Source organism: Cuneatibacter caecimuris (genome assembly GCF_004216775.1).
Classification (GTDB): Bacteria; Bacillota; Clostridia; order Lachnospirales; family Lachnospiraceae; genus Cuneatibacter; species Cuneatibacter caecimuris.
In genome coordinates this window covers 1-12,959 of the sequence record NZ_SGXF01000009.1, presented here as the reverse complement: position 1 = coordinate 12,959, position 12,959 = coordinate 1, and the positions used below count along the sequence as shown (strand labels likewise).

Genomic DNA, 12,959 nt, shown 5'->3' with positions numbered 1-12,959 from the left:
CTTCGTCCTCCTGTCCCTACTTGTAATCTGTGCACACATCAAAGCCCCCCTCGGCATCCACCTGAAAGCTCACCGCGCCGTTTTCGTCTGTTCTCAAAATACGGAACCCCGCGTCTTCCAGCCTGTCCAGCACCTTTTCTGTGGGATGGCCGTAGGAATTCCCTTTTCCCGCGGAAATCACTGCAATATCCCCCGGCCTGCCGCCGGACACTGCCTCCAGCAATTCTTTCCCTGAAGCATTGGACGATCCATGATGGGCTACAATCAGCACATCAATATCAGCAGTCACCTTTCCTGTCTTCAGCAGTTGTTTTTCTGTGGGCAGCTCTCCGTCCCCATAGCAGAGCAAAGAAAAATCCCCGCAGTCAAACCTCACCCCCAGGCTGGAATCGTTATAATCAAATGCATCTCCGGCCTCATCCGCATCCCTGATCTCCCTGCCGAGCCATTCTTTTTCCGGCGCCAGCACTTCCAGGCGGCCGTGCTCCGTGCCCCAAACTGTTCCCGGCTCCGGCTGTATGACAGGAATATCCTGGCGCTCCGCCTGCTGCAAAAGATAGTTGTAGACTCCGGTAGACGCCTCCACATCCGGCATCCAGATCTGTTCTGCCGGCACCTGTGCCAGCACTGCGGATGCCCCGCCGATATGATCTGCATGCGCATGGGTCAGGATCAGCAGATCCAGCCGGCTGATCCCGTATTTTTTTAATGCGGACAGAACTGTGCTGCCGCTGTCCGTATCGCCTGTATCAATCAGCACCGCTTTCCCGTCGCAGACGATCAGCATACTGCTGGCCTGACCCACATCCAGTACCTCTACTGCTGTCACGGCATTGCCGGCAAGCGGCGCTGCCGCCTGCTCTTTTTGCCAGGGCCAGGCCCCGCTTTGTCCGTAATGTCCGGCGGTATATCCTCCTGCCGTCAAAAATATCAGCAGGCCCAAAAGCCCCCATACAGGCCCCCGCCTGTTTTTCCAGCGGTCCTTTCCCATATTCCTTCTTTTTTTCTTCCGCACAACTTCACCTCTCTCACATCTCTGTCTATTTTGCCGTTACTGAAGGTTTTTGTCAAGCCTCACTGTACTTTTTCACTGCGCTTCGGCAAATTTCCCGTAGACGAAATAATTTCCAGGTGCTATAATTCTGATAATAAAACAGGAAGCGAGGGATTAAAATGTACTCTTTTGAAGAAGTGAAGGCCGCTGACCCGGAAGTGGCGGAGGCAGTTGAGCTGGAGCTGGGAAGGCAGCGGGACCACATCGAGCTGATCGCCTCTGAAAATCTTGTGAGCAAAGCTGTGATGGCCGCCATGGGCAGCATCCTGACGAACAAATATGCGGAAGGCTATCCCGGGAAACGATATTACGGCGGCTGCGAATATGTGGATATCGTGGAAAACCTGGCCAGAGACCGGGCCAAAGAGCTGTTCGGCTGCGAATATGCCAATGTTCAGCCCCACTCCGGGGCCCAGGCCAATATGGCTGTGTTTTTTGCGGTTCTCCAGCCCGGAGATACCTTTATGGGCATGAATCTGGATCAGGGAGGACACCTGACCCATGGCAGCCCGGTGAATATGTCAGGCAAATATTTCCGTCCCGTGCCTTACGGCGTCAATGACGACGGATTCATCGACTATGACGAGGTCCGCAGGATCGCGCTGGAATGCAGGCCCAAATTAATTGTCGCCGGCGCTTCCGCTTATGCCCGTGCCATTGATTTTAAAAAATTCCGGGAAATCGCTGATGAAGTGGGCGCGGTGCTGATGGTGGATATGGCCCATATCGCCGGCCTGGTGGCCGCAGGCCTCCACGAAAGCCCGATCCCATACGCCGATGTCACCACCACCACCACTCATAAAACTCTTCGGGGCCCCAGGGGCGGCATGATCCTGTCCAGCGAAGCTGTGAACAAAAAATACAATTTTAATAAAGCCATATTTCCGGGCATTCAGGGAGGCCCTCTGATGCACGTCATCGCCGGCAAAGCAGTCTGCTTCAAAGAGGCGCTCACTTCGGAATTTAAAGCGTATCAGCAGCAGGTGGTGAATAATGCCAAGGCATTGGCCCAGGCATTGACCGATCGCGGCTTCCAGCTGGTTTCCGGAGGCACGGACAATCATCTGATGCTGGTGAACCTGCTGAACATGAATATCACAGGCAAAGAAGCGGAACACATTCTGGACGCCGCCAATATCACCTGCAATAAGAACACAATCCCTAATGATCCGGCCTCTCCTTTTGTCACCAGCGGCATCCGGCTGGGCACTCCCGCAGTCACCGCCCGCGGCATGACAGAGGCCGATATGGAAACCATTGCGGAAGCGATTTCTCTGGTGGTTAAAAATCCGGAGCATGATGCTGCTGAAGCGAGAGAACTGGTAAAGGGGCTTACGGACCGCTATCCTATTTACGAATAAGCACAGCATATGCTCAATGCGGGGGAGTCGCGAAGAGGCGGCAGATAAAACTCCGGTGGCTCCATGCCTTACGGCTATAGCCACCTCCGTTTTATCTGCCGCCTCTTTGCCGAAGGATTCCCTACCTGGGGTTTTTCTGCCTGTGATGTTTCATCTTCCGGAGGGGTTTGCTGCATGGGAACGCAGTTCAATCGCGGAGCGGCAGTTCCTTTTTCATTCTTTATTCATCCGATATACTGTAAGCAATATATCCGGACTCTTTCACAGCCCTGCGCAGTTCTTCCGGCTGTATTTTCTGTTTCATCCGTATATCTGCAAAGCCTCCGCTCAAGTTTACGTTTGCCCATACGCCTTCCAGGCTGTTCAGGGCATTTTCCACGCGGGTTGCGCAGTTCGCGCAGACCATTCCGTCAATCATCACTTTCTTGTGGTAGGGATAATGGGCTGGATTCCTGTCTGCGGCCCGCTTTTTCTTAATCCGGGCGCTGCCTGAACCACAGCAGCCTGAGGACAGCCTTTTAAAATAGCTTTTGATTCCAATCACAACTACAGCGACCAGTACCACAACCAGAACCGCCGTCCAAATACCGCCTGCGTTGGAATTCATACAAATCTGTTTCATCATATAATCCCGCCTTAATTCAGAGAATTGCCTGTATAATTACAGCTGCCAGAACAGCCGCTGCACCCGGAGCAGCCTCCGGAACAGTTCCCGTTTTTCTTATCCCGGCGCATTTTCCTGATCACCAGACCTACCACTGCCAGCAGCATCAAGCCTACTATAATTGTTCCAATATTAGCTGCAATCCAGCCCATTTCAACTGCCTCCTTCCGTTTTAAGCTTTTACTTTGTTTTTATGTTTTACGCTGACTTTCTTTCTGTCTGCTTCCCTGTAAGGACGGAACAGCAGAAACAGCAGGATCAGTACCAGGATAATGGCCGCTGCTGTACCGATCCCAAAGGTACCGGCTGTCAGCAGGGTCCCCAGCTGATAGACGATCAGGGAAATCACATATGCGAATATGGTCTGATAACCAATCGCTGTCCAAAACCACTTCGCGCTGTTCATTTCCCGTTTAATCGCGCCCATTGCCGCAAAGCAGGGGGCGCACAGCAGGTTGAATACCAGGAAGGAGTATGCAGCAATTCCGGTCATGCTGCCGGCCAGGGCGCCCCAGATCTCCGCGCCGTCCTCGGCCACTTCGCCAAAGCCATATAAAATACCAAAGGTACCCACTACATTTTCCTTGGCAACCAGGCCTGTCACTGCAGCAACGGCCGATTTCCAGTCTCCCCAGCCCAGAGGTGCGAACAGCCAGCTGATTCCGTTGCCGATGTAGGCCAGGATGCTGGTTTCGCTGTATTCCTCCACCATGCCGAAACCAGATTCGGTGAATCCAAATTTAGAAGTGAACCACACAAAAATGGTGGACAGCAAAATTACAGTTCCTGCTTTTTTTATGAAGGACCAGCCGCGCTCCCACATGCTTCGAAGCACATTGCTCACTGTAGGCAGATGATATGCCGGCAGTTCCATCACGAAGGGGGCCGGATCTCCGGAAAACAGTTTCGTTTTTTTCAGAATGATCCCTGAAATAATAATTGCCGCTATTCCCACAAAATAGGCGCTGGGAGCCACCCACCAAGCGCCTCCGAACAGCGCTCCTGCAATCAGTGCAATAATCGGCAGCTTCGCCCCGCAGGGGACAAAAGTGGTGGTCATGATGGTCATTTTTCTGTCTCTGTCATTCTCAATCGTCCTGGACGCCATGATTGCCGGCACACCGCATCCGCTGCCAATCAGCATGGGGATAAATGATTTCCCGGACAGCCCGAATTTTCTGAAAATCCGGTCCATGATAAACGCGATACGCGCCATATATCCGCAGCTTTCCAGAATGGCCAGGAAGATAAACAGCACCAGCATCTGAGGCACAAAGCCGAGTACCGCGCCAACGCCGGCGATCATGCCGTCCAGGATCAGGCTCTTCAGCCATTCTGCACAGTGTATCGCATCCAGACCCTTTTCCGCCAGAACCGGAATGCCGGGCACCCATATCCCGAATTCAGCCGGATCTGGCTCTGCAGCTTCTGCCGCAGTCAAAAAAGAATCTGCAGTCACAGGAATTGTCTTTGCCACATTCCCATCCTCATCTTTGATCTCCGCTGCCGCAGTCAAATTTTTTGCATCTGCCTGAAAAGCAGCAAGTACTGACGCAGCTTCTGCCATGTCTGCGCCCTCATTACTCTTGGGATCAAATTCCAGCGCTGCTCTTACTGCTTCCGTACTGATTCCATTTTCATCCGCAGCGTCCAGGAATGCATCCACCTGCGCCGCCATCTCATCATATTCTTCAGCCTTTTCTTCATAAGAGGAGGAACCGATCCCAAACAGATGCCATCCGTCACCGAACACTCCGTCATTGGCCCAGTCTGTTGCCCAGGTGCCTATGGTGCTTACTGAGATATAATATACGATAAACATCACTACTGCAAAAATCGGCAGCGCCAGGAAACGGTTTGTCACAACCTGGTCTATTTTGTCAGATGCGCTCAGCCTGCCTCTGGATTTCTTCTGATAGCAGGATTTGATAATTGAAGAAATGTAGTTATACCGTTCATTGGTTATGATGCTCTCAGCATCATCATCCAAGGTTTCCTCACATTTTTTGATCAGGGATTCCACATCGGGAATGTGCTTCATCTGGGATATAATCTTATCATCCCGCTCAAACAGCTTCACAGCAAAAAACCTTTTCTGTTCCTCTGGGATACTGCTGTCCAGCAGGTCCATGATCTGCCCCAGGACTTCTTCTACTTCTTTCCGGAAGGTATGTACGGAATCCTGCCTCTTTTTCTTTTGAGCCGTTTCCACTGCTTTTTTTGCTGCTTCCTGAATTCCCGTGCCTTTCAGGGCTGAAATTTCCACCACTTCACAGCCAAGGCTCTGGGATAATTTCTGAATATTGATCTGGTCCCCGTTTTTCTTCACCACATCCATCATGTTCACTGCCATGACCACAGGGATGCCCAGCTCCATCAGCTGGGTGGATAGATACAGGTTTCTTTCAATGTTCGTCCCATCCACTATATTGAGGATGGCGTCAGGCCGTTCTGTTATAAGATAATTACGCGCCACCACTTCCTCCAGCGTGTAGGGTGACAGCGAGTAGATTCCCGGGAGGTCCATCAGCACCACATCTTTGTGGTTTTTCAGCTTCCCTTCCTTTTTTTCTACAGTAACGCCGGGCCAGTTGCCGACAAATTGATTAGAGCCGGTCAGTGCATTAAATAAAGTAGTCTTGCCGCTGTTGGGATTTCCGGCAAGTGCAATTTTGATTGACATATTTTCCCTCCTCTTCTGATGCAGCCACCAGGAAGTTAGCCACAGCTAACATATTCTTTTAAAATATGCAGAGCAGCGCTCCGCTTATTTTCTTTCAATGTTTTTTCTCTCATTCCACTTCAATCATTTCTGCATCTGCCTTGCGCAGGGACAATTCATACCCCCTCACAGTGACCTCCACCGGATCTCCAAATGGCGCTACCTTGCGCACATAAACTTCCACACCTTTGGTGATTCCCATGTCCATGATCCGACGTTTCACCGCCCCTTCCCCGTGTAATTTCACAACTCTTGCAATGCGGCCGCAGGCCACATTCTTCAATGTCTGCATGGTGTTCTCTCCTCCCGGTCCAATCTTTTCAGACCATTATTTTATTTGCCATTTCCCTGCTGATCGCCACTCTGGAATTCTTTACACTCACAATTACATTCCCGTTAATTTCGGATACTACCGTCACCCGGGAACCCGTCACAAATCCCAGATTTTCCAGAAACCTCCTGGTCTCTTCTTTTCCGCCCACGCGCAGAATCGTGTTTTCTCTTCCTGTTTCTGCCATTGCTAACGGCATCATCATCACTCCTTCGCTTTTAGTTAGCTTATTCTAACTTTTATTTAAGGTTAGCACATTCTAACTTCATTGTCAATCACTGAAGACGGAAAATCCTAATTCCGTCACATTGCCAGATATTCCCTTGTCCTTAAATTTTTTTTATGCTATAATGATGTCATATTGTGTATAGTAAATATTTGTGATTATGAAGGAGGCGCATCCTTGAAAATACAGGAATCTGCTGAAAATTATCTGGAAACAATTCTGATTCTGGGCCAGCGAAAGTCTCAGGTCCGCTCCATTGATATCGCCACCGAACTGAATTTCTCCAAGCCCAGCGTAAGCGTTGCCATGAAAAATCTGCGCCAGAGCGGACATATCCAGGTGGATGAAGACGGGCATATCACCCTTACGGAGGAAGGCAGAAAAATTGCAGAAACTATCTATGAACGCCATACGCTTCTTTCCTCCTGGCTCATGAAACTGGGCGTAGATGAAAAAATTGCGGCTGAAGACGCCTGCCGGATCGAGCATGTGATCAGCCCGGAAAGTTTTGAAGCCATTAAACGCCACGTTCAGTAGTCAGATAGTGTTCGATATCTATCCAGCCCAATGACACTTCCGGCAGCCATTCTCCAAATACGCGGGAATCCTCCATCCTCCCGTTTAAAACTTCATAGCAACATCGCCGCCCTTGGTTTTCTCTGTAACAAAGAATTCACGCTCCGCGGCGTTTTGCGATTTTGCCACAATGCTGGACGGAAATACCCTTGTGGCCGTGTTAAAAGCCGCCACATTGGAGTTGTATAACCGTCTTGCCGCCTGCAAATGCTCTTCCGCGTCGCGAATACCCTCCTGAAGCTCTCTGAATACATCAGAGGAGCGCAGTTCCGGATAAGCCTCCGCCACCACATTCAGGCTTGAAGACAGATCGTCCATCCTGGCGGCCGCCTGATTCAACTCGCCCACGCTCATACCCTTGCGCAGTTTGATAACCTGGGAGAACAGTTCTGTTTCGTGCTGCTTGTAACCTTTTGCCACGTCCAACAGCTTTGTCAGCATATCGTAACGCTTGGTTAGCGCAACCTCTATACCGGACAGAGATTCAGAAATTTTAATGTCCGTCCGTTTGAAATTGTTGCTTGTGCCGATCCACCAAAATATCGAAATAAGAATGACCACCGCGATAATGATAAGAATTACCAAAATCATACCAGTACCCTCCTGTTTTTAATAACCGTAATAAGTTTCATAACTCATGATAATCCTCTTTCGCCGGTACGCCCGAACAAATACTCGTTTTTTAGCAGTTCGTCCGCAATGCTCGTAATGTACCTGAGCTCACTTTTCATGCGTGCCCGAACCGCGTTGAGATTAGCGCCGTCGTTTTTTTGCAGCTCAAAGGAGTCCCTGCCCGTATAGCAGGCGATGTGTACGCGGTTTTCAATGAAGCTCAAATAGGTGCGGGTGTCTGCGGCATCATCCGCACTCATGATAAACTCCATAAAATGCGGCGTCAGAATGTAGAAGGCGCTGTGCTCATCCTCCGTGAGAATCTGAAAGCGCTTGTTAAACGCTTCGTTTTCGGTTTTCACATCGTCTTTATTCTCTATGCGTTCGCCAAAGAGCTTTCTTGAAACTTTGCCGGTGCGCTCGATGTTTTCCCTGAGCCGAAGTTTGGCGGGAACTTCGCGCCCCAGTTCGAGGATCATCCATTGGCCTTTGAACTTGGTTTTGTAAGAGGTGGAGGTATTCCCGTTGGAGTCTTCGCGTTCCACTTCCTCTGACAGTTCTATGTCGCTGAAATTGATGGCGTGCCCCCTGTACTTCGCGGAAATCAAGTCTGAACCGGTGGCTATGTCCCAATTCGGAATCAAAGCAGCCTCTCGCAGCACCTCGTCCGGCAGGCGGTAACCGGCGGCATAAATGCACTGGTCAAACACCTCTGCCAGAATATCCCGCGTGATGTTGTTCGCTAAAAGGGATTTGGCCTTGCTGCCTGCTTTGCCGGACAGAACGGCAAACACGGCGGCGGGAATAAACATCGCAGCACCAAGCAGAGGATGGACGAGCCAAAGCACAAAAATGCCGATAACACAGACAATGGCGAGGATTTTCATGGTGTTTGCCTTTTGGTTTAATGCCGAAAGCTGACCCGCAAGCTCCGCATCGTTCAGGCGAACCGCCGCTTCCTCCGGAGACAGATTTAAGTCCGTGCCGCAGTTGCTGCAATGCCAGTCCTTCACTTTTGGGTCTGCCGGGTTATAATACGCGCCGCAGCCTGGGCAGGGTTTATAACCCTGCGCCTTCAGTTCCTCTACATTTCCATTCATTGTTGCCATATTCATTTACCTCCCGCATTAGCTTCGCCCAAGCGCCAAATGCCGTCGCCCTCTATATCTGCATAATAAAACTCGTTCTCTTTGTTAAAACAGCATCTGCTGCGGGATGTGTAGGTCTGTCCATCCCAGACATATTGGCCTTTCGATTTATCATATTCCACTACAGCGATGGTGATGATTCCAAGATCTTCCTCAGATAAAACGAAGAGAGTTCCGGCATCAAACACGTTTACGGCGCAGATGTTAATCTGTTGCGTAAGGAACGCGCCGTTTTCGTCTATTGCTCCGATACCCTTAAAAATGGGGAGGAAATCGGCAGAACCAAATTCAGCATTGTTAAACACACCGTTCTCGCCGCTTATGTAATACGATACCGATTCATCCTTAAATATATCATCTGTTTTAACCGCCGTAATAGAACCGCTTGCATTGAAAGAATCTTCCTCCACCGTCCAATCGTAGGTCATTTGCTGTATGTTGTGGTCACCGCCGGTGCACAAAAGATAGGAGCCGGTATAATATTCAATTGTCAAATTATCCGCCGCGGCAAGTATTCTTTCGTCAAGGGGTTCATATTTTCCGCTTTCTAAACCTTTTTGATAATTATATACACTTTGCAGATAGGGAAAATGGTTATCATTATCGGCATCCAGGGATAAAAGCCCGCGGTAAAACAGATTGCCGCTGGTGTAATAATCCATATCCTCAATCCACTCAGATTCATTGCGCTTCGTACTTAATCCAAGTTTCTGTGCGATCTCCGAAAATTGCTGATACATCAAGGCGCGCGCACCTGCATCATAAGATTCCCATTTTACCGTAGCCTCTTCATCGTAAAAATCCAAATACTCTCCATAGGAAGCATAAACCTCCGCAAAAGCGGCGTAAATCTCCCCGGCACGCTGCGCGGTCATCGGCTGGTCTAAAAATGAGGATTGACTGTTATCGTCTGTCCGAGAGTCAATAGGTTCTCCGTCACCGTCTATTCCGTAATCCGCACCTGTTCGTCCTGAACGGATAAAGTAGAAATCAGCTGCAATCAGAACATCCTCTTCAAAGTGCATGACCAACGCATAGTCGTCTATGATTTCCAGTTTCATGTCGCCGAACCATTCAAAATTGCACTTAATTTCAACAACTCCGTCTTCTTCCGCGTATTCACCGCTTGCCGTACCTGCGTACAGATACATCGTGCCGTGCATGATCTCAATATCCACGGTTTCGTCTTCGTTGAATTTCAAAAATCCGGCTTCCTCGTTGCCATGAAGATAATACTCAGTCCCTGTGTACAGTGCGGGTTTCGTGGAATCGTTATGATCTGTATCCTCAGAACCGCACGCCGTTAAGGTGAAACTAAGCAATATCGAGATGAGCGCCAGTGCGATATATTGCTTTCTTTTTATACTATTTATACTATGCTGCATTTACTTTTCCTCTTCAAAGCGGCGTTTCTTTTTTCCTATTGCAACAGTTCCGGTAAATGCACCGCCAGATACAAGCAAAAGAGCAGCCCAAAGGGACATATTACTGCTGCCGCCAGTTTGCGGCGAATCCGGCTTTTCGGCTGCTGGAATATCGGCAATTTCTTTGTAACCGCAGGCGGAGCAGATTCTTTCCTTGCTGCCTTTTTCTGTTTCAGTAGCCGATTTAATTTCCGTCCACTCACCGTAGTTGTGTGCCGCGGCATTTATGTGTTCGCCGCAAGAACACTCCTGCCAGTGATGATTGGCATCCGCTGTCCATTCAGCAGAAGGGGTATGCGTATGCTGCGGTGGAATAACCGGGATTTCTTCAGTTTCCATAACATACTGGCAAACAGTGCATTCTCTGTGCTGGCGTCCTTTTTCAGTCTCGGTGGCCTCTTTGTCAATCATCCAGCCGCCCGCTTCATGGGCTGCCACGTCATTTTTTGCCCCGTCGTCCGCAGTACATTCGTGCCAATGGTTTGTGGCGTCTGATTTCCAGCCTTCTCCGTAGGTATGAGCATGCCAGTTCGCTGTAAGGGTCATATCCTCTGAAATGGTTGTGGCGGTGAAATCAAAGGCAGTATCTCCGTTAAACCAGCCGCTGAAAATGTAACCGCCGCTTTTCGTCGGATCGGCCGGTTTCGTCACCTTGTTATTCGGATAAACCTTTTCGGTGAAATGATCTCCATCCCCGCCGTTTACATCAAAGGTGACGGTATAGGGCGCGGCAAGCCAGATCTCACGCAGCGCGTTTGACATGCTTGTATTGAGCGTGGTATCATCTTTGCCGATAAAGGTAGTAAAACTTTTGGCTTTCGTGTCAGAGACAAACCAGTCCATAAACGCAACTTTGCCGCCATTTTTCTCAACCAAATTGCTCAGTTCGATCTTTGACGCTGCCGCTTCTCCCGCCGTTTGGACGGACTTTGCACGAATCGCCGCATATCCCGCCCCTCCCTTTGCGTGAACGGAGCCGCCGTTTATTGAGATTACTCCTGTGGAATAAACACCATCGTCATCTTTGCCGGCCGCTTCAATTTTACTGCCGTTAAACGTAATGTCACCGTCCGCCTGAATACCGCCCCAACCGCCTTTGGCGGAAATATCCGCGTTGCTGTCGGTTATAATACCGCCAAAGGAACGAATGGCATATACATTTTGGCTCTCCGCCATCAGCTTTCCGCCTATTATGATATCCTTATCTTTCGTCACATTGGATACGGCATAATTGGTTTCGGAATAGGCTTCGATATTTTTTGCAGAAAGGATCATCACATTCGCTGCAAGAAGCGCGCATACCTTACCGTTGGCAATCACATTCGCGTTGCCGGTGATTGAAAGTTTTTCAGTAGCCGTAATTGCAGATTCACCCATGGAGGTGGCGTTGATGGTACCGCCGGAAATATCCAAATCGGCCGTTTGCAGCGCCCGCAAATATCCTTCTGCCGTGATTTCCGGTGAGCCTGTGACCGTGATGCTGTCCGGTGTGTAGATTGCGCTGTCATTGGGCGAAGCCGCATTTACTTTTCCCCCCGAAATTGTGATAGCACCGCCGGCCTGCAGCCCGCAATATCGGCCTCCCATCGCGGTTACGTTCGACGTTCCACTGATTGAAAGCGTTTCATTTGTGAATATTCCGGAATCGTCTGTACCCGTTGCATCCACTTTTCCGCCGCTGATGGAAATACCGTCGTTTGCGAACAGGCCGGGATAAAACCCTTCCGCCGTTACATCGGCGGCGCCGCCGATGGATAGACTTCCTCCGGCTCCCATTCCGTTGCTGCCGGAAGAAGCAGCATTCACCTTACCGCCAGTAATAGTCAGATTTGTATCCGCCCAAAGCGCCGGATAGTTGTTTGAAACTGCTGTGATATCCCCGCCGGAAATTCCCAGCGATGCCCTTGCATAAAATGCGTTAGACAACGCAGAACTTGCTGTAATGACGCCGCCTGCGAACGTCATATCTCTTTCGGAAACAAACGCCGCAAATTCTGTATCAACATGCAGACTGCCGCTTCCCGAAATGTTCAAAGCCCCGTCCGCCTTGACGCCCACAGAGACAGCCTCGCCGCTCTCGCTGACAACACTGCTGTCAATGAAGCTGCTTCCATGGAGCACAATCTTTAAATCGCCATTGGCATAAATCCCCGCGCCCTCGCGTCCTTCGCGGGCAGTGATTGCCGCACTATTAAGTATGAGCGTATTGCTGCTCTCCTCATAATCCGCCGTACCGCCGCCGCATTCCAGCGTTTTGTCACTATCCCGCAGGATATCCACTCCGTTTACCCAGATTTCTGTTGGATTCGTCCCTGATCCTGCCGCAAACGCTGCCATGGGCATCCATGCAAATACCATGCACAGCACAAGAAGCATACTCGTAAGTCTTTTCATCTCAAATCCTCCTTAATACGACTCGCCAAGAGTCATTTTCATAATTTCACCGCAGGCCAATTCCGCCACTGCAAGGCCGTCCCGATACCAATGAATAACAGCGCCGTCCGTGTTCACTGACCACCAGACCTCAGGTTTTTGCAGCGCGGCACAGGTTCTGCTTTGAAAATAGGGTATCCCTTCATTGTCTCACCTCCATCAGAATGAAAAAGTATCGCTTTAGCGATGAAATTTCTTACGCCGCAGTGCGATCCCCCGGAGGGTTTTATTGCATAGGGAACGCAGTTTCCTATGCAATAATAAAGAGTCCGGCCCGCCGGACTCCCGCACCGGAGCGCGGTCGCTTCAGCGGCAATCGAGTAGGAGGGAGTGATTAACTCCCGTCCTCTCACACCACCGTGCATACCGTTCGGTACACGGCGGTTTCAATAGTTGACGTGCACAGAC

General features: G+C 50.1%; 12 protein-coding genes. 2 read left to right on the top strand and 10 right to left on the bottom strand.

What is annotated here, in order from left to right:
* Positions 1-16: 16 nt before the first annotated feature.
* Positions 17-991, bottom strand: coding sequence for a ComEC/Rec2 family competence protein (locus tag EV209_RS14980; protein WP_165388950.1), 975 nt, complete (start codon positions 989-991; stop codon positions 17-19).
* 182 nt (positions 992-1,173) lie between these two features.
* On the opposite strand from EV209_RS14980, the gene glyA reads away from it, so the two are divergent.
* Positions 1,174-2,415 (top strand): serine hydroxymethyltransferase, encoded by a 1,242-nt coding sequence (glyA, locus tag EV209_RS14975; protein ID WP_130436280.1) that lies wholly within the window; start codon positions 1,174-1,176, stop codon positions 2,413-2,415.
* Positions 2,416-2,635: 220 nt separating this feature from the next.
* Here glyA and EV209_RS14970 read toward each other — a convergent pair whose 3' ends face one another.
* The 5 genes from EV209_RS14970 to EV209_RS14950 form a co-directional block, all read right to left on the bottom strand.
* Positions 2,636-3,040, bottom strand: coding sequence for a heavy-metal-associated domain-containing protein (locus EV209_RS14970; protein ID WP_330521425.1), 405 nt, complete (start codon positions 3,038-3,040; stop codon positions 2,636-2,638).
* 11 nt (positions 3,041-3,051) lie between these two features.
* Positions 3,052-3,231 carry a FeoB-associated Cys-rich membrane protein gene (locus EV209_RS14965; RefSeq protein WP_130436279.1) on the bottom strand — a complete coding sequence of 60 codons (180 nt, stop codon included), beginning with the start codon at positions 3,229-3,231 and terminating at the stop codon, positions 3,052-3,054.
* A 20-nt stretch (positions 3,232-3,251) separates the two neighbouring features.
* Entirely contained in the window at positions 3,252-5,762 is a 2,511-nt protein-coding gene (gene feoB, locus EV209_RS14960; RefSeq protein ID WP_130436278.1) for a ferrous iron transport protein B, read from the bottom strand.
* A 109-nt stretch (positions 5,763-5,871) separates the two neighbouring features.
* Positions 5,872-6,093, bottom strand: coding sequence for a FeoA family protein (locus tag EV209_RS14955; RefSeq protein WP_130436277.1), 222 nt, complete (start codon positions 6,091-6,093; stop codon positions 5,872-5,874).
* A 28-nt stretch (positions 6,094-6,121) separates the two neighbouring features.
* A complete protein-coding gene (locus EV209_RS14950; RefSeq protein ID WP_130436366.1) occupies positions 6,122-6,334 on the bottom strand; it encodes a FeoA family protein in 213 nt (70 codons plus the stop codon).
* A gap of 201 nt (positions 6,335-6,535) precedes the next feature.
* Between EV209_RS14950 and EV209_RS14945 the strand changes: the two genes are divergently transcribed.
* On the top strand, positions 6,536-6,895 hold the full coding sequence (locus tag EV209_RS14945) for a metal-dependent transcriptional regulator (RefSeq protein ID WP_130436276.1): 360 nt from the start codon (positions 6,536-6,538) through the stop codon (positions 6,893-6,895).
* 84 nt (positions 6,896-6,979) lie between these two features.
* Here EV209_RS14945 and EV209_RS14940 read toward each other — a convergent pair whose 3' ends face one another.
* From EV209_RS14940 to EV209_RS14925, 4 genes are read right to left on the bottom strand one after another with little or no spacing between them, the layout of a single operon-like run.
* Entirely contained in the window at positions 6,980-7,525 is a 546-nt protein-coding gene (locus EV209_RS14940) for a LemA family protein (protein ID WP_130436275.1), read from the bottom strand.
* A 44-nt stretch (positions 7,526-7,569) separates the two neighbouring features.
* The gene (locus tag EV209_RS14935) at positions 7,570-8,655 is read right to left on the bottom strand and encodes a DUF3137 domain-containing protein (protein WP_165388949.1); all 1,086 of its coding nucleotides are present in this window, start codon (positions 8,653-8,655) and stop codon (positions 7,570-7,572) included.
* Positions 8,656-8,657: 2 nt separating this feature from the next.
* The gene (locus EV209_RS14930; RefSeq protein ID WP_130436273.1) at positions 8,658-10,079 is read right to left on the bottom strand and encodes a hypothetical protein; all 1,422 of its coding nucleotides are present in this window, start codon (positions 10,077-10,079) and stop codon (positions 8,658-8,660) included.
* Entirely contained in the window at positions 10,080-12,512 is a 2,433-nt protein-coding gene (locus EV209_RS14925) for an InlB B-repeat-containing protein (RefSeq protein WP_130436272.1), read from the bottom strand.
* Between the last annotated feature and the right edge of the window lie 447 nt (positions 12,513-12,959).

Excerpts from the sequence above, each read along its gene's own strand:
- EV209_RS14980 (WP_165388950.1), bottom strand. The coding sequence starts at position 991 with ATGGGAAAGGACCGCTGGAAAAACAGGCGGGGGCCTGTATGGGGGCTT.
- glyA (WP_130436280.1), top strand. The coding sequence starts at position 1,174 with ATGTACTCTTTTGAAGAAGTGAAGGCCGCTGACCCGGAAGTGGCGGAG.
- EV209_RS14970 (WP_330521425.1), bottom strand. The coding sequence starts at position 3,040 with ATGATGAAACAGATTTGTATGAATTCCAACGCAGGCGGTATTTGGACG.
- EV209_RS14965 (WP_130436279.1), bottom strand. The coding sequence starts at position 3,231 with ATGGGCTGGATTGCAGCTAATATTGGAACAATTATAGTAGGCTTGATG.
- feoB (WP_130436278.1), bottom strand. The coding sequence starts at position 5,762 with ATGTCAATCAAAATTGCACTTGCCGGAAATCCCAACAGCGGCAAGACT.
- EV209_RS14955 (WP_130436277.1), bottom strand. The coding sequence starts at position 6,093 with ATGCAGACATTGAAGAATGTGGCCTGCGGCCGCATTGCAAGAGTTGTG.
- EV209_RS14950 (WP_130436366.1), bottom strand. The coding sequence starts at position 6,334 with ATGATGCCGTTAGCAATGGCAGAAACAGGAAGAGAAAACACGATTCTG.
- EV209_RS14940 (WP_130436275.1), bottom strand. The coding sequence starts at position 7,525 with ATGATTTTGGTAATTCTTATCATTATCGCGGTGGTCATTCTTATTTCG.
- EV209_RS14935 (WP_165388949.1), bottom strand. The coding sequence starts at position 8,655 with ATGGCAACAATGAATGGAAATGTAGAGGAACTGAAGGCGCAGGGTTAT.
- EV209_RS14930 (WP_130436273.1), bottom strand. The coding sequence starts at position 10,079 with ATGCAGCATAGTATAAATAGTATAAAAAGAAAGCAATATATCGCACTG.
- EV209_RS14925 (WP_130436272.1), bottom strand. The coding sequence starts at position 12,512 with ATGAAAAGACTTACGAGTATGCTTCTTGTGCTGTGCATGGTATTTGCA.